Origin of the sequence: Streptomyces sp. NPDC007808, assembly GCF_042868655.1 — a bacterium.
Taxonomy (GTDB): domain Bacteria; phylum Actinomycetota; class Actinomycetes; order Streptomycetales; family Streptomycetaceae; genus Streptomyces.
In genome coordinates this window covers 625,671-642,795 of the sequence record NZ_JBIAEQ010000003.1, presented here as the reverse complement: position 1 = coordinate 642,795, position 17,125 = coordinate 625,671, and the positions used below count along the sequence as shown (strand labels likewise).

Below are 17,125 nucleotides of genomic sequence, written 5' to 3'. Positions count from 1 at the left end.
CGTGGGACGCCACAGCCGCCGCGGGCTCGCCGCGCAGCGCGACACCGCGAACACCACCGCACGACAGGGTTCCCGAGAAGCCCAGCCCGAGGCGGGCCCCGGCCAGCGGGGGCCCTCCGCCCCGGGTACGGGGGGACCGGGCAGGCCGACGGCCGCGCGGCCCGGGACGGCGCCGGGTGCGGGTCAGAGCGGTCGCCCGCAGTCGGGCGGCCCGGGTGGTCCCGGCACTCCCGGCACTCCCGGCGGTCGCCGGGTGCCGCAGCCCGGCCGGCCGGGTATGCCGACGGCGGGGACGCCGACGTACGCAGGGCGAGGGCCCTCAAGCGGGACACCGGCGCAGGGGGTTCCGAGGTTCCCGGACGGTACTCCCGCGCACGGTTTTCCGAGGCTCCCGGACGGGACGCCGGCGCAGGGGGTTCCGAGGTTTCCGGACGGTACTCCCGCGCACGGCTTCCCCAGGCTGCCCGACGGCACTCCCGCTCACGGCGTCCCCAGGCTGCCCGACGGCACCCCCGCCCACGGCGTCCCCCACACTCGTGCCGGGCACCCCGAGCAGCGCGAACCCGGGGGCGGCTGGGGCGAGTTGAGGGGGAGGACCGGGTTCGCGCAGGGTGGGGCCGGCGCGCCGCCCGCGAGTGTTCCGCTGCCGCGCCCCCGGCGGGCGTCGCCGTCCGAGGGGCCCCGGCAGGACTACCTCGACGCCTTCGACGAGGACGCCGACGTCTTCGTGCCCCGCGCATCCGACGCCGCGCACGCCTTCGACCCGTACGCCTCCGTCACCGAGTGGGACACTGGTGCGGGCATCGGGGTGGCGAGCGACACCGACTTCGACGACGCTCCGCCGAGCGGTGCGCCCGTCCCGGCGAAGGGCGGCAAGGGCCGGGCGTTCACCGGCATCGCGGCGGCCGCCGTGGTCACCGTCCTGGCTGTCGTCGTCGCCGGTCAGGTCGCGGAGGGAGGGGACGGCGGCGACCTGCGGTCGCCGACCGCCGGCGAGCAGCCGCGCGACGCACGTGACCCGGCCTCGCGCGGGGACGGACGGCCGACGCCGGCCGATCCGCCGAGCGTGGCGCCGCAGACGTACGAGCAGAAGATCGGCAAGAGGTACGCGCTCAGCGCCGCGTTCGAGGGCTCGGGCGAGTTCGACGCGATCCGGGGCATCGACAAGGCGCCCGGCACGGGACAGAAGTTCACCTATCGCGTGGACGTGGAGAAGGGGCTCGGGCTCGACGGCGAACTCTTCGCCGAGGCGGTGCACAAGACACTCAACGACGACCGGAGCTGGGCCCACAACGGCGCCCGCACCTTCGAGCGCGTCCACTCCGGCAAGCCCGACTTCGTCATCACCCTGGCCAGCCCCGGGACCACCGCCGTGTGGTGCGCCAAGTCCGGGCTCGACACCACCGAGGACAACGTCTCCTGCGACTCGGCCGCCACCGAGCGCGTGATGATCAACGCCTACCGATGGGCGCAGGGATCGCGGACCTACGGCGATCGCATGCACGAGTACCGACAGATGCTGATCAACCACGAGATCGGCCACCGGCTCGGCTTCAACCACGTCACCTGCGACAAGGACGGCGACCTCGCCCCGGTCATGCAGCAGCAGACCAAGTTCCTCGACCACGACGGGATCCGTTGCCGACCCAACCCCTGGCCGTATCCGGGGAGTTGACGGGTGGCTCATATGTCACTCGTTCGCGAGCCTCGTCGAAGTGCCCGGTCTGACGGTCGACTTCGGCGGTCTGCGCGCCGTCGACGGGCTCTCCTTCCGTCTGGAGCGCGGGGCCGCCCTCGACGTCACCGCCCAGGCCCAGGGTCGCCCTGCTCGGCGAGTTGTAGCGCGAACTGGGACTTGCGCTCGTCTTCGTCGCGCACGACCTCGCCGTCGTCCGCCGGGTCAGCGACCGGCTCGCGGTGATGCGGCACGGGCGGATCGTCGAGGAGGGCCCCGCCGACGAGGTGTACGACAACCCGCGGCACCCGTACACCAAGCGGCTCCTGGCCGCCGTACCGGCACTCGACCCGCTACGTCGCGGCCCAGCGGCGGGCGGCGCGAAGGGAGTTGGCCGTGGTGTGACCGCACAGGCCGTACTCATGGGGCGGGAGTGACGGTGCGTACGCGCGTGATCTCCTAGCGCGACGGAACGCGAACCGCACGGGAAAGTTACGACCGTTCACCCCTTTTGGTGGTGCGATGGACAACCGTCCGTCGCGCCACCGCCTTGTCCGCATACGTTCTTCCCGCTGCGAGCCGCCGGGGGAACGGCGGCTCCCCTTACGGGAGATCGGGGGTGCACTCGTGCGCATCGGACTGATTGCGGAGGGTGGCTATCCGTATGTGAGCGGTGAGGCCAGGCTCTGGTGCGACCGGCTTGTGCGCGGGCTCGAACAGCACGCGTTCGACCTCTACGCGCTCAGCCGCAGCGAGCAGCAGGAGGACGAGGGCTGGGTTCCCCTTCCGCCGCAGGTCAGCCGGGTGCGTACAGCACCGCTGTGGACGGCCGAGGAGGACGGGGTGGTCCACGGCCGCCGTGCGCGTCGACGGTTCGCCGAGTGCTACGGCGAGTTGGTGGCCGTGCTCTGCGCGGGGGCCGGTGCTGAGTCGTCCGGAGCGTCGCAGGACGCCTCCGCCCTTGAGGCGGACCGTTTCGGCAACGCGCTGTACGGACTCGCCGAACTCGCCCGCGACGAGGGCGGACTCGTGGCCGCGCTGCGCTCCGAGTCCGCCGTGCGCACCCTGGAGGGCGCCTGCCGCGCGCGGGGCGCCCTGCGCACGGCGCGGGAGGCGCGCGTTCCCGATCTGCTGGCCGTCACCGCGCATCTGGAACGCGCCCTGCGCCCCCTCTCGCTCGACTGGTACGAGGACGACGGGCTGGGCGCGGTCGACCTGTGCCACGCCGCCTCCGGCGGTTCGGCGGCTCTGCCCGGCCTGCTCGCCCACCACTTCTGGGGCGTACCGCTGCTGCTGACCGAGTACGGGGTCCGGCTCCGCGCGCACTATCTGGCCACCACCGAGCCCTCACCGGCCGTACGGTCCCTGCTCGCCGCCTTCCACGGCAGGCTCGCCGCCGAGACCTACGCCCGGGCCGCCCTCGTCACGCCCGGCAACGCCCACGCCCGCCGCTGGCAGGAGCGCTGCGGCGCCGACCGCGCCAAGCTCCGCACGGTCTACCCCGGCATGGACGCCACCCGCTTCGCCGAGATCGGTGAGGCCACGGACGCCGCGGACCCGGACACGCTCGTCTGGGTCGGCCGGGTCGAACCCGCCAGGGACCTGGTCTCCTTGCTGCACGCCTTCGCCGAGGTCCGCAAGGAGGAGCCGAAGGCCCGCCTGCGTGTCGTCGGCAGCGCCTCGGGATCCGAGGGCGCCGCCTACCTCGGCCACTGCCGGGCGCTGGCCGCACAGCTCTTCCCCGACGAGGCCGAGGGGCCGCACACGGCCGGCGACAACCCGGTCTCCTTCGAGGAGGTCGGCGGCCCGGAACTCCCGACCCTCGCCGAGGCGTACGCCTCGGGGGCCGTGGCCGTCCTGTCCAGCGTCGTCGAGGGCTTCCCGATCAGCCTGGTCGAAGCCATGCTGTGCGGCCGCGCCACGGTGTCCACGGATGTCGGCGCGGTGGTGGAGGTCATCGGCGGCACCGGCCTCGTCGTCCCCCCGCGCAACCCGCGGGCGCTGGCGGAGGCCTGCGTGGCGCTGTTGCGGGACCCCGAGCGCCGGGCACGCCTGGGCGCGGCGGCACGCGCGCGTGCGCTCGAACTGTTCACCGTCGAGCAGAACGTCGCGGCATTTCACGGCATTTACCTGGAGATCGTCTCGCGCACACCGGTGCGCCGCGTGGTCCTCGACCAGGCCGGGGACCCGCTGCCCTTCGCCTTCCCCGCCGAGGCCCACGTCCCCGGCCGCTGGACCGAGCGCACCCCACGCCTGGTGGCCCGCGGCGGCCCCGAGCGGCCGACGGCACGTCCCGTGCGGGCCACCGTGCGGGCCGCGACGGAGGGTGCGCGGTGAGCGGCGTGGGAGGGCTGGACCGGCCAGGCGCCCCCAGCAGTCCCGGCGCGTGGGACGAGCGGTCGGAGGGGTGGCTCCTGACGGAGACGGACGTACGGGACACGCCTGCGCAGGGGGAGGCGGCTGCCGGCACGTTCTGCGGCGGTGAGGCGTCCTTCGACGGTGAGCCGTCCTTCGGCGGCGGTGAGCCGTCCGGCGCTGAGATGTCCTCCGGGGGCGAGGGGCCGGTCGGCGCTGAGATGTCCTCCGGCCCCGATCCGTCCTCCGGCCCCGATGTGCCCTCCGATCCCGATGTGCCCTCCCGGGCAGGTACGCCCTTCACCGCCGGTGGCGACGAACCGTCCCCCACCCGCGGCTCCGGCAAGCGCCGGCCCCCCGCCCGCCGCACCGGCGCCGACCCCGTGAAGGCGCTCATGCACCACCACCGCGACCTGTGCGAACGCGCCGTGGACCCACTGGAGATCGCCGCCGGCCTGGAGGCCCACGGCATCACCGACCGCACCGCGGCCCGCTTCCTGCACCGGGACGTCTTCTCCCTCGCGGAGGAGATGTACGCCCGAGTCCCCCGCGACGCGGACACGCCCCCTGCGTCCCCGGCCGTCACCCCGCCCCGCGCACGAGCCGGCTGGCTCCTCCTCACCCTCCTCCCCGGAGCGTTCTGCGCGGCGACCGTCACCGGCCTGCACCTCACCCACGGTCAGTCCCGCCTGATCACGGCCGCCGCGGGAGCCGTCGCCGTCGCCCTCGCCCTGCGCGCGGCGCTGGCCCGGGGCCCCCTCGCCACCAGGGACAGGACACACCCGACCGGCGCCCGGATCAGCTGGCTCATCGCCTACGCCCTTCTCGGCGACGGCCTCCTGCGGGCAGCAGCGGCCCCCGACCCCCTGCCCGCCGCCGACAGTTCCTGGCCGCTCGCCGTCGCGCCCGTCCTCGCCCTCACGCTGTCCGTCGCTCCCGCGGCCTGGTGCGCCCACCTCCTCGCCGTACGGGCACACCGCAAGCTCTCGGCCAGCCGAGCCCTGGAGGAGTTCGCCACCTCCATGAAGCCCCTGCTCCTCGGCACCTTCGCGCTGTACCTCAGCGCCCTGACGGCCCTGGTGTTCCTGACCGGCACGGCCCTGGACGAGCCCGCCGCCCACCTCCGGACCCTCGCCCTCGGCGCGCTGCTGCTCCTGTCCCGCCTCCTCGCGATCCACGGCTTCAGCCACGCCCCCGCCCTGGTCCTCACCGCCACCGTCACAGCCGAGGCGACGGCCCTGGCCATCGCCTTCGCCTCCCGCCTCCCCGGCTGCGCCTGGCTGGCGACACCGTTCCAGACCCTCGTCGGCACGTGGGGTCCGGGCGCCGTCCCGGCGACGGCCTGCGGCGCGGGAGCCCTGGTGCTCCTGCTCCACTCGATGCGGACGTTGACGAGGGCATCGGCCCACGCCGCACAGGACCGGCCGTGGTGACCCGGCGGCACCTCACGTGGTGCGACCCCGACCGCTGGCCGACCGCGACGCGCCGTACGTATCCCCACCCGGCTGCACGGCGACCGCATGCCTATTCATCCACTCCGGTCCGGCGGCACGGGCCATTGCACGCAGGCATACGCACCCCTGCCCGGCCGCACAGCCCACCGGAGGCCTACGCGCCCCCGCCCGGCGGCGCGGACCACCGCAGGCACACGCAGCCACCCGCGCCCCCGCTCACGCCATGCGGTCCGGGCCCGTCTCCCCCCAGCCCGGCCCCATGAAGCCCCCGAAAGACCTCCCGCCCGAAGCCCTTCAAGGAGACCCCCGAATGATCACCTCCCGACCCGATCACCGCTCGGCCCCGGGAGCCGCCCGATGAGAGTCCTGCTGATCGGAGCCAACGGCTACCTCGGCCGCTTCGTGGCGGACCGCCTCCTCGCCGACCCCGCCGTCCAACTCACCGCCCTGGGCCGCGGCGACGACGCCGACGTCCGCTTCGACCTCGCGTCCGGCAGCCCCGGTGCCCTCACCCGGTTCCTGGACGCGGTCCACCCCGGCGTCGTCATCAACTGCGCGGGCGCCACCCGAGGCGGCGCCCGCGAGCTCACCCGGCACAACACCGTCGCCGTCGCCACCGTCTGCGAGGCCCTGCGCCGCAGCGGTTGCGGTGCCCGTCTCGTCCAGATCGGCTGCGGCGCGGAGTACGGCCCCAGCCAGCCCGGCTCCTCCACGGCCGAGGACGCCGTCCCGCGCCCCGGCGGCCCCTACGGCGTCAGCAAGCTCGCCGCCACCGAACTGGTCCTGGGCTCCGGCCTGGACGCCGTGGTCCTGCGCGTCTTCTCCCCCGCGGGCCCCGGCACCCCCGCCGGCTCCCCCCTCGGCCGCCTGGCCGAGGCCATGCGCCGTGCCATGCAGTCGGGCGACGGCGAGCTCAAGCTCACCGGCCTCGGCGCCCAACGCGACTTCGTCGACGTACGTGATGTGGCCCGAGCCGTCCACGCCGCCTCGCTCTCCGCCGCCCAGGGCGTGATCAACATCGGTTCCGGCCGCGCCGTCCGCCTGCGCGACGCCGCCGCCGTCCTCGCCCGGGTGGCCGGCTACGGCGGCGCCCTCCACGAACTCGACGGCCCGCCCGGCCCGCTGCGGCCGTCCATCGGCCACCCCCGCGACGGCTCGGACCACGCGGTCCACGCCGGCCACGCCGCCCCGGTCGCCTACCCGTACCCGGACGGCTGCGGCAACTGGCAGCAGGCCGACGTACGCACCGCACGCGACCGGCTCGGCTGGCGCCCCCGCATCAACCTCGAAGAATCCCTCGGCGACATCTGGATGGAGGCCGCATGCCGTATCTGACCCGCACCACACCCGCCGCGTCGAGCACCGCCCTCCGCACCGGCCTAGGCGTCCCCGGCTACGCCCACCCCCTGCTCGCCCCTACCGAATGGGGCGAACTCACCCGACCGGGCACGCCCCTGCACTGGGTCGTCCTGAACGTCGCCGGCGGCCCCGGCACCCGCCCCGATCCGCACTGCCTGGAGGCCGCGGGACGGCTGAGCAACGCCGGTGTCCGCGTCCTCGGCCACCTCGATCTGGCGCGCGGCGGCAGCCCCTTCGGCGAGGTGATCTCCGAGGCGCACCGGTACCTCGACTGGTACCGGGTCGACGGCTTCCTCCTGGACCGCTGCCCGGCCGAACGCGCCGCCCTGCCCGCGACCCGCCGCACGGTCGGTGCCCTGCGCGCCCTGCGTGACCAGGCCCACATCGTCCTCGGTCACGGCACCCACCCCCACCCCGGCTACGCCGAGTGCGCCGACCAGCTGGTCACCTTCCGGGGCTCGTGGAGCGACTACCGCTGGTCGCAGGTGGCGGAGTGGACCGCCGACTATCCGCCCGACCGCTTCTGCCACTTCGTCCAAGGGGTTCCGCTCGGACATCTCGACGAGGCGCTGCGCATCGCCCGCTGGCAGGGCGCCTCGACGATCTGGTTCACCGACCGCACGGATCGCGGCGGCCGCACCGACCCCTGGGAGAGCATGCCCGGCTACTGGGACGAAATCGTCTCGCGGATCGGAACAGGTGTCTCGGAATGAAAAAGCCCATGGCAGTGTTACGGAGAGAACAACCGTAGTGATAGACCGAGCAACGGAGTCCCCGTGTCGCTGCCACCCCTGGTCGAGCCCGCTGCCGAGCTCACCGTAGACGAGGTTCGCAGGTACTCCCGCCACCTGATCATCCCCGATGTCGGGATGGACGGGCAGAAGCGGCTGAAGAACGCCAAGGTGCTCTGTGTGGGCGCCGGCGGCCTGGGCTCGCCGGCGCTGATGTACCTCGCCGCCGCGGGCGTGGGCACGCTCGGCATCGTGGAGTTCGACGAGGTCGACGAGTCGAACCTGCAGCGCCAGATCATCCACAGCCAGTCCGACATCGGCCGCTCCAAGGCCGAGTCCGCGCGGGACAGCGTCCTCGGCATCAACCCGTACGTGAACGTGATCCTTCACGAGGAGCGGCTCGAGGCCGACAACGTGATGGACATCTTCAGCCAGTACGACCTGATCGTCGACGGCACGGACAACTTCGCCACGCGTTACCTGGTCAACGACGCCTGCGTGCTGCTGAACAAGCCGTACGTGTGGGGCTCGATCTACCGCTTCGACGGCCAGGCCTCCGTCTTCTGGTCCGAGCACGGCCCCTGCTACCGGTGCCTCTACCCGGAGCCCCCGCCCCCCGGCATGGTCCCCTCCTGCGCCGAGGGCGGCGTCCTGGGCGTGCTGTGCGCGTCCATCGGCTCCATCCAGGTCACCGAGGCCATCAAGGTCCTCACCGGTACCGGTGAGCCGCTGGTCGGTCGCCTGATGATCTACGACGCCCTGGAGATGCAGTACCGCCAGGTCAAGGTCCGCAAGGACCCGAACTGCGCGGTGTGCGGCGAGAACCCGACCGTCACCGAGCTCATCGACTACGAGGCCTTCTGCGGCGTCGTCTCCGAGGAGGCCCAGGAGGCCGCCGCCGGCTCGACGATCACTCCCAAGCAGCTCAAGGAGTGGATCGACGACGGCGAGAACATCGAGATCATCGACGTCCGCGAGATCAACGAGTACGAGATCGTCTCGATCCCCGGCGCCCGGCTGGTCCCGAAGAACGAGTTCCTCATGGGCACCGCCCTGGAGTCGCTCCCGCAGGACAAGAAGATCGTCCTGCACTGCAAGACGGGTGTCCGCAGTGCGGAAGTCCTCGCGGTCCTGAAGTCCGCGGGCTTCTCCGACGCCGTCCACGTCGGCGGCGGCGTGATCGGCTGGGTCAACCAGATCGAACCGCACAAGCCGGTCTACTGACCCCCCTTCCGCCGCCCGGCGGAACAGAAGAAGCCCACGGCGTCCGATCGGTTCGGATGCCGTGGGCTTCGCTCGTTCTCCGCCACGTGACTTACGACCCGGTGACGTCCAGTATCTCGTCCACCATACGGATGGCCGGTGATATGGCGGACGACGGAGTTCCCAGGTTGGCGAGGGTCTCCCGCAAACGCCGCGCGAACCTCGTGACCCGGCGGGGATCAGGGGCATCGGCTCGAACAGCCTCGGTGAGCTGGGAGCGGTCGCGTTCGACGTCGTTCTCCTCATCCCCTGTGAGGCTGTCCGTGAGGAACTCGATCACCTCCGTCAGCTGGTCCAGCTTGCCCCGCAGTTCGGTCTGCGTCGTACCGGGGAGGGCTGCCGAAGGACTGCCTCCGGACGCCTCCGCCGCCTTCCCGTCTGCGCGCCGCAGTTCGGGCACGGCTTCTTCCAGGGCCTTGCGCAGTTCCAGGGCGCTGGGGAAGCGGGCGTCGGGGCGCTTGCTCACGGCCTGCCATACGGTGCTGTTCAACGACCCGTACCCGGGGAGCGGCGGCGGGCCGGACCGGAACGACTCCTCGTCGGCGTAGGGCAGGGCGCCGGACGGGTGCAGCAACTGGTAGAGGATCGCCGACAGCGCGAACACGTCGTCCTGCGGCGAGGCCACCCGTGACGTGCCGCCGCGGGCCTCGGGCGGCGCGTATCCCGACACAGGCCCGGCCGGAAGCAGGGGTTTGTCGGGCACGAGGTCGGCGCCGTATCCCCAGTCCAGCACATGCAGCTCGCCCGGGTCCTCCCCGACCAGCACGAGGTTCTCAGGACGGAGGTTCCCGTGCGTGATGTGCCGGGCGTCGAGCATCCCGTGCAGGGTGACGCACGCGTCGGCGATCCAACGAGCCGCGTCGACCGGGCTGATCTCGACGCTTCCGGCCAGCCTGGCGTCGAGCTTCCGCCGCAGACTGACCCCTTCCACCGCGCGGAACAGCACCCAGTCCCCGCAGCAGGACAGCAAGTCGGGAACACCCGGAACGTTGCTCGTGGGGTCGTGCAGGATCTCGTTGAGGCGGGCCAGCGTACTTCGGTGACCGGGGTGGTGGCGGGCCACCAGCGGCTCCGGATGGCTGGGGTGCTGCACCAGGCACGTCTTCGGCCCGTCGCCGTCCTCGCGGCTGACGACCAGGTAGCCCGCACTCCTCAGGGCCTCCTCGTCGGCCTGCCAGCCGGACTGCGTGCGCTCGGAGTTCTGCGGCCGCCGCTTGTCCAGCCAGGTACGCACGATCTCGTTGATCCACTGCCACTCGTCCTGCGCCTTGACGAGGATGCCGAACGCGCGCAGTGCTTCCAGGTCCTTGAACTCCGTGCCGAGCTGCGCCTTCACCGCGGCGTCGGACGCGCCCTCGTCGATGAGCCCGGCGATCTTGTGCAGCAGTTCCAGGGCTTGCTCGCGGTGTCCCACACCGTAGGGGTCGAGCAAACTGATCACCGCGTCGTCGTCGGCCACGACCCGGTGGAACGCCTTCTCCACGAGGTCGCTGTCCACGATCGTCCGCTGCTCCTCGCGCAGCAGCTCCAGGACCGCACTGCCGAGCATGTGAATGTGCTGGGGGTGACCCTTGGTACGGTCCCACACCCGGGCGGCGGCGTCGGGCATCACATCGACGGGCGGCAGGAACCCCTGATGGAAGGCCTGCAGCGTGGCTTCCATGTCCAGCGGCCCGATGACGTACGGCGTGGTGAACTCCTGCTGGAACCGGGTGCCCTCCAGCAGTTCCCGGATCCCCTCGGTGGTGGCGGCCCCGCAGAACAGCAAGGCCAGATCGCCACCGTTCTTCAGTCCGCGCAGGTCGCTCAGCGCGGACTCCAGGGATCCGGACTCCTTGAGCCGGCACAGCAGATGCTGGAACTCGTCGAGGATCAGCAGCAGCCCGACTCTCTCCTGCCACAGCCGCTGCCGGACGTCCCGCCACCAGCGCAGGAAGTCCAGCGAACCGGAACCCTCGGGCATGCCGACGTCCGGTGCCTGGCCGTCAAGGGCCTGGTCCACGGCGAGGGCGACCGCCTTGGCGATGTCGGTCATCAGGTGGCCGTCCCCGTCGGCGGTCATCTCGGCGTTCAGATAGACGGGGAACACCCTCGGGATGCGCCACTTGCCGGGCGGCGGCAGTTCGGCGGCGCCGGGGGGACGCACCTTGCTGAGCTGGTAGGCGATCGAGGTCTTGCCCGCCTGACGCGAGCCGGTCATGAACAGTGCCCGGGTGTTGGTGCGGGCTGCCTTCTCGTAGTGGTGGGTCAGGTCCTCCAGTTCCTTGGTGCGGCCGACGAACAAGTCCGGGTCCACCGGATCGCTCGGGTTGAAGCGCGCGGCCAGTCGCTGGTCGTGCGGGTAGCCGGTGACCGGTGCCGTCAGTGTTTTCTCGGCCGGTCTGTCCGGCCTGTCGATCACACCCGAGGCGGTGACCGTCACTTCCTGCGCGTCCTGGGTCAGGACGTAGCGTCGTGTCGCGGAGGAGTGGGGCTCCAGATCGCCCACCATGAACGTCTTGGTGTCGACGCGCACCGTGACCGGCCGCAACGGCTGGCGGAAGCTGGTGACTTCGACCTTGATCTCGACGGGTCCGGTGCCCAGCCGGGTCGCCCTGTGCACCGTCAGATCGAGTCGGCGCTGGACTCCGCCGCTCTTGAGGTGATGCCGCGCCACCTCGTCCCACGCAGCGTGCAACGCGTCGGAGAGCTGGACGGCCGCCTCGCTGTGTGCCGTCGAGATCAGGTTCTTCGCGAGCCGGTGCTGCATGTGCAGCTCGCTCTCGACACGAGTGGCCGACTCGACAAGACCACGTGTCGTCCTGCCGGCCAGACGGGAGGCCGTCTCGGGGTCCTCCAGCCGCTCGGCCAGCCCCGTCCACAGACCCCTCAACCTCTCCAGGGCAACGGCGTCCTGGGGACCCGCGTCGGCCTTCAGCTGGTCCACGGCCGCGGTCAGGGCTTGCGCGAGGGGGCCGGAACGGCGGGCCACCACCGCCTGGACCAGCTCCTTGGTCTCCTCCGGCAGAGCCTGCGGTTCCGTCTCCGAGGACAGGTCGTCGACATGGGCCAGGTCCTCGTCGCTCGGGTCGATGCCGACCTCGGGGAGGGTGACCAGGGCGTAGCGGTAGCCCTCCGCGAACGAGATCTGCTCGCAGAAGGACCTCAGCTTGTCCAGGGCCCTGCCCTTCTCCTCCGTGGTGGGCGCGTTCTCGACGAGCTCGTGCCAGATGGCGTAGGCGTCGCGCACCAACCCGTGTTCGGCGAGCAGCGTCGCGCAGTACTCGCGGGCCTCGCGCACCACCGGGCTGTCCAGGGATGTCGCCGTGAGCCCCAGGTGATCCTTGAGGAAGCACAGCAGCCGAGGGGTGTCCGTGCGCAGGTGCTCCACCATGCGCTCCAGGTGCCCCACGCCCAGGGGCGGTGCGGCCGTGTCGTTGAGGATGTGGGGGGCGTCGTACTCGATCGCCTGCGTGACAAGGGCGTCCGGCTCCATGCCGTGTGGGCGGCGCAGCTCCCGGACCGCTTCCCGCGCGAGGTCGCGTTTGCGCTGCCGGTCGGCCAGCACCACCGCGAGGGCCAGCGGCAGGTCGGAGGTACCCGGCCTGCGCCGCCGAGCGAACTCCAGGAGCAGTCTCGGCGCCACGGGGGCGCGGTTGGCGACGAGGTGGGTGAGCAGACCGGCCTGCGCGATCGCCTCCTCCGGCGAACCGTCGTGCAGTGTGAGGAAGAGTTCGAGGAGACGGCCGGCCTCGGCGTAGTCACCCCGGTCGCAGGCGACCTGCACCTGTAGGCGTACCCCGTCCGGAAGGTGCCCGAGGGCTTCGGCGACGGCGGCCGCGTCGTCCACCATGCCGCACTTGAGCTGACAGGCCACCGTCGCCCGGCTCAGGGCGATGTTCCTGGGATGCTGCTCCAGCAGCTCCTTGAACAGCCGGGTCGCCGTCTCCCAGTCCTCTTCCGCGGCGGCTCGGAACGCGGGCGCGGCCCGCGTCCGCAGCGACGTGGACAAACGGCGTTCCAGGTCCGCCCGGTCGATCTTCGGCTGGAACCAGGTGAGTGCCTTCAGCCGCAGCGTGCGCACCTCGTCGGCGTACTCGTGCATCAACTGCTGAATCGCCGGGTTCTCCCGCATGGCGGGGTTCTTGACCTTGGCCAGAACGCCCCGGTCGTCCCCCGGAAGGGGCGCCCGGCGGCTTGCGGCGCTCTCCCTGAGGACGGCCGCCTCCACGGACCGGCGGTTTCGCTGCAGCGCGAGGTCGGCGTACTTGAGCAGCGCCTCCTCGTCGTTCTGCCGCTGCGCCAGCTTGGCCAGGCTGAGGTGGATCTCGTAGCGGGAGTTGTTCCTGTGGTGCCGTTCAAGCAGCCTGCGCAACTCCCCGTCGTGGCCCAGCTCGCGGGAGATGCGCACCGCGGGGGCCAGCAGCGCGGATTCCGCACGGGTCCGGTCGATCCATTGAAGAAGCAGGTCCCAGGCCTCCTCCGCCCGGCCAGCCGTTTCGAGTACGGCCGCCATCTCGGCGACGGCGTTCGCGTTGGGGTCGGTCACCAGCGCGAAGAGGTTCCGCATCGTCGCCAGGTACCGGGCGACATTGCCGGGCGGTCCGGACTGCATGGCCCGGCGCACCGCTGTGCCGGCGGAGTAGAAGTGGTGGCTGGTGGGTGCGCCGCTGCATTGTGCGATCCGTCGGGCCGCCTCTCCCTCGGCGCTGTCGGCCGCGTCGCCGAGCCCGGCGACGGCCTGCTCGCCGGTGTCGGGCCGCGCGTCGCCGCCCCGGACCGGCAGCGGCTTGTTGCCCGCGGGTGTGGGCACCGGGCGGCCCACGGACGCGAACAGGGCGGTCAGGGCCCTGCGTTGTTCGTCGCTGTAGCTCCACGTGGAGACACGAGCGTGGTACTGGAAGGTGGTGACGGCCTCCTCCACGTGACCGGACGTCGTGTAGGCGCAGCCCAGGTTCCACGCCGCGGCGCCGCCGAGCCAGTACCGGTCGGACACGCTGTGGTAGAAGGCGATCGCCTCCTCGGCCCGGGAGGCGCGCACCAGCGTCGCCAGGGCGTTGCCCAGGGCCACCGAGTGCCCGTCGCGTGCGGCTCTCAGCCAGGCGTCGGCGATGACCGAGGGGTCGGTGTTCGACGGCAGTTGCTGGGCGTCGTGGATGAGGGGGTCGGCCGCCGCCGGCCCGCCGATCTCCTGGACGTGGACTTCGGGCACGATCGCCGGATCCACGACGGCCCGCCGGGCGCCGGTGACCTGGGTCGGCGGTGAAGGCGGGTCGTAGCCGGCCTCGGGCAGCCCGCCCTTGCGGACGGCCTGGTCCCGCAGGAACACCACGCGGGGCAGCCGCTCGGGCGGTGTCCAGGCCACGCAGTCCTGCAGCACCCGTACCGCCGTGCGGGGGTCGCCGCCGTTGATCAGCCACATGGCGAGGTCGCGGCTGAGGAAGGAGTCACGGCACTGGTTGACCAGGCCGATCAGTCGTTCCGTGATCTCGGTGCGGGGCACGGGGATGCCCAGGATACGCAGCTGGGAGGTGAGCACGCCGACGATGACGGGTTCGCGCAGCGAGGTCCACGTGGTGGCCTCCAGGACGTCATGGAGTCCCTGCGTGCGCAGCTGGGTGGCGAAGAACTTCCGCCAGGCCTCGATGTCGTTGGTGCTGGCGGGCGGTGGTGCCGTGCCGGTGACGGGCACGGGCGTGGGCCGGATCTCGCTCCGGTCGCGCTGCTGGGCGCGCAGCTGCTGGAGGAGTTTCTCCGTCCAGTAGGCGGTGGCGCCCATCTGCTGGGCGCGTTCGAGACGTTCCCCCGCGAGGGCGAGGTCCCCGGCGTCCACGGCGTTGCGGGCGAGTTCGAGGTGGTGCCGCCAAGTCGCCGCTCCGGCCGCCTCGATGCGGTCGACGACCGAACGGGCACCGGCCAGGTCGTTGCCCTCGCGGTGGATGCGCAGCAGCAGGAAGGCGCCGGGGGAGCGCGGGTTGGTCGACAGCAGATGCTCCAGCCGGGCCGCCGCCTCCTTCGCGCGGCCCACGGCGTGCAGGCGTTTGGCTTCCTCCTCCGGGTGCGTGAGCCCGGTGGGCGCACCGGGTGCACCAGCCGGTTCGGCTGCGGGGCGTACCTGGTGGAGGGCCATGAACTCCGTCATCGCACGCCGCTGGACGGGTTCCATGCGGGAGAGGATGTTCTGGAAGACGTCCAGGGCCTGAAGGCTCTGCGGGGCGCAGCCGACGGCGGCGTAGGCGGCGGCGATGTTCCACGCGGCCGCCGCGTTGATGTACTGGTACGGCCCGAACCGCCGGTAGAGGTCGAGGGCGTCGGCGGCCCTGCCCGCGTGGACCGCCCAGCCGATGGCGTAGCCGAGCGCGGCCGTGTTGCCCTCCTCCAGTGACCGGGCGTGCAGTCGCGCCTCCTCGTCCGGCGTGCGCGGCCCGGCTCCTGCGCCGCCGCTCGGCTCCGCGGTGCCGTCCGGCCCGTGGAACGGTCGTAAGTACGGGGTGAGGAGGTCTGCACCTGGTACGGCCTCGCCGACCGGCAGGCTCTCGGGCGGCAGCGGTGGATGGCCCTGAAGGAAGACACTCTCGGCGCGTTCCGTGTGGCCGAGGCCGCGCAGCGCGTCGTACTGCAGCTGCCATAGGGAGGGACGCAGGGCGGGGCGGGCCCGAAGCAGTGTCAGGTCGGTGAGTTCGAGGACCAGGTCGGGTGCGAGGTGCAGCAGGTCACGGGCGATGCCGACCACGTCGGACAGCGGACCCGACCGGCCCAGCTGCTGAATGTCCCGCTCCAGTTGTGCCCGGTCCGCCGTCTGCTGCGTCGGGGTCCGGGCGGCGGCGAGGATGCGGGCGGGCAGCTCGTCGTCGTGAACGGTGCCCCCGGGCTCGGTCTGGGGCGTGGGGGTGTGCTGTTCCGGTTTCATGGGCGCCGCTGTCGGCTCCGCGTCCTGCGGTTGCCGCGTAGGTGCCGATTCCGGGTCGACGGGCATGGCCTGCTCGGCCTGGACGATGTAGGACTCGGCCGCACGCAGGTCACCACCTTCCAGGTGCAGTTCCACCGTGCGGAGGTGAAGCCCTACGGCCTCTGCCGCCTTCCTGTCCTGGAGACCGGCGAGGGCCTGCCGCATGGCCGCCGCCCTGGCCTCCACGGCCGTGCGTCCGGCCAGCTCCTCCAGCATGTCCAGGCCCTGCCTGGCGTCGGGCAGATCACCGCGGACCAAGGCGTCGAGGATCAGACTGTGCAGGTCCTCACCCTCCCCGTCCGGATCACGCGCCAGTCCCCGGAACAGGGTGTCCGCCTGCTCGCGGATCCTCTCCAGCGGCTCAAGTGCCGGCGCGGTCACCTCGTCCGGCACGCCGGCCCCCCTCGCTGACAGGGCGATCAGATGCCGGTGCTCGGCGGCCGCCAGCATCAGCGCCTCGGCGGCGACCCGCGCCACCCAGCTGCCCTCGCCGTCGGCCCGGGGCTCGTCCAGATCCGCGGAGGTGAACAGCAGTGCCTCGACGACAGGCGCCAGACCGGGGTCGAGCCGGTCCAGCGGCGGCATGGAGACGTCGGGCCCTTCCCAGGTGTGCTCGGCCGCGATCTCCAACAGGCCGCGCAGCAGTTCGCAGATCTCGGCGGTGTTCTTCACCAACACCGGCCAGCGTTTGCCGCTGCTGGGGACCGGCGCGAGATTGCCATGGCCGCGGTGGGCGGCGTTGGCCCGCGCGACGAGCGTTTCCGGGGGATGCTCCAGCAGCCCGTGGTCGTCGACCACGCCCCGGCTGAGGTCATGCAGGACCGCTTCCACGGGCTTGACGAACAACGGTCGGGTGAACGTGCGGTCGACACCCGCGAGGCGGTCCTTCTCCGCCCGCAGATGGTCGGCCCGCGCGCGCAGTGCCAGCGATCCGGTGGCCCGGCGCATCACGGCGCCATGCCGAGTCACCAGCTCGTGCAGATGCTGGTACACCGGCTCGGGCAACGCACGACGGGCGTAGAAGTAGCGCTGGCTGGTGCGCCCGGACCAGGCGATCTCCGCCCAGTCCAGCAGTTCGGCGAGCGCATGCTCGTCCACGGCCGCCGCGCGCTGGCACAACCGGGGCAGCAGCAGGACGTGTGGGCTGGGGCTGACCACTCGCTCCGCCGCCGGCACCAGCACCGACGACGCCATGGCGACTCTGCGGTGCAGGAACACCGCGAACGGCCCCACGCCCTTGAGCACCGCCGGGGAGTAGCTCCCCTCGGCGCCGCGCCCTCGGCCGGACAGGAACAGTTCGAGATCCCGGGCTGCCGTCGAGATCCCGTCGGAGTTCATCACGGACACGTGACCCCCGTTG

The 17,125-nt window shown here is 72.3% G+C and carries 7 protein-coding genes and 1 pseudogene; 7 read left to right on the top strand and 1 reads right to left on the bottom strand.

Annotated elements, in window-relative coordinates:
* The first annotated feature begins 1 nt into the window (after nt 1).
* The 7 genes and pseudogenes from ACFYNL_RS14605 (at nt 2) to moeZ (ending at nt 8,798) form a co-directional block, all read left to right on the top strand.
* Entirely contained in the window at nt 2–1,675 is a 1,674-nt protein-coding gene (locus ACFYNL_RS14605; protein WP_388802061.1) for a DUF3152 domain-containing protein, read from the top strand.
* A 112-nt stretch (nt 1,676–1,787) separates the two neighbouring features.
* A pseudogene (locus ACFYNL_RS14600) lies at nt 1,788–2,080 on the top strand (ABC transporter ATP-binding protein); the annotation flags it as partial.
* 222 nt (nt 2,081–2,302) lie between these two features.
* Complete coding sequence (locus tag ACFYNL_RS14595) at nt 2,303–4,012, top strand: DUF3492 domain-containing protein (protein WP_388802059.1); 1,710 nt, start codon at nt 2,303–2,305, stop codon at nt 4,010–4,012.
* Nucleotides 4,009–5,463: a hypothetical protein gene (locus tag ACFYNL_RS14590; RefSeq protein WP_388802056.1), complete on the top strand. Its 1,455-nt coding sequence runs from the start codon at nt 4,009–4,011 to the stop codon at nt 5,461–5,463. Before ACFYNL_RS14595 ends, ACFYNL_RS14590 begins: the two co-directional genes overlap by 4 nt.
* Nucleotides 5,464–5,841: 378 nt before the next feature.
* The gene (locus ACFYNL_RS14585; protein WP_388802053.1) at nt 5,842–6,819 is read left to right on the top strand and encodes an NAD-dependent epimerase/dehydratase family protein; all 978 of its coding nucleotides are present in this window, start codon (nt 5,842–5,844) and stop codon (nt 6,817–6,819) included.
* The gene (locus ACFYNL_RS14580; RefSeq protein WP_388802050.1) at nt 6,807–7,556 is read left to right on the top strand and encodes a spherulation-specific family 4 protein; all 750 of its coding nucleotides are present in this window, start codon (nt 6,807–6,809) and stop codon (nt 7,554–7,556) included. Before ACFYNL_RS14585 ends, ACFYNL_RS14580 begins: the two co-directional genes overlap by 13 nt.
* Before the next feature lie 63 nt (nt 7,557–7,619).
* Nucleotides 7,620–8,798, top strand: coding sequence for an adenylyltransferase/sulfurtransferase MoeZ (gene moeZ, locus ACFYNL_RS14575; RefSeq protein WP_388802047.1), 1,179 nt, complete (start codon nt 7,620–7,622; stop codon nt 8,796–8,798).
* Between the two features lie 91 nt (nt 8,799–8,889).
* Here moeZ and ACFYNL_RS14570 read toward each other — a convergent pair whose 3' ends face one another.
* Complete coding sequence (locus ACFYNL_RS14570) at nt 8,890–17,103, bottom strand: hypothetical protein (RefSeq protein ID WP_388802044.1); 8,214 nt, start codon at nt 17,101–17,103, stop codon at nt 8,890–8,892.
* Between the last annotated feature and the right edge of the window lie 22 nt (nt 17,104–17,125).

Bases quoted from the DNA above. Each gene is read 5' to 3' on its own strand.
- ACFYNL_RS14585 (WP_388802053.1), top strand. From the start codon at position 5,842: ATGAGAGTCCTGCTGATCGGAGCCAACGGCTACCTCGGCCGCTTCGTG.
- ACFYNL_RS14580 (WP_388802050.1), top strand. From the start codon at position 6,807: ATGCCGTATCTGACCCGCACCACACCCGCCGCGTCGAGCACCGCCCTC.
- ACFYNL_RS14570 (WP_388802044.1), bottom strand. From the start codon at position 17,103: ATGAACTCCGACGGGATCTCGACGGCAGCCCGGGATCTCGAACTGTTC.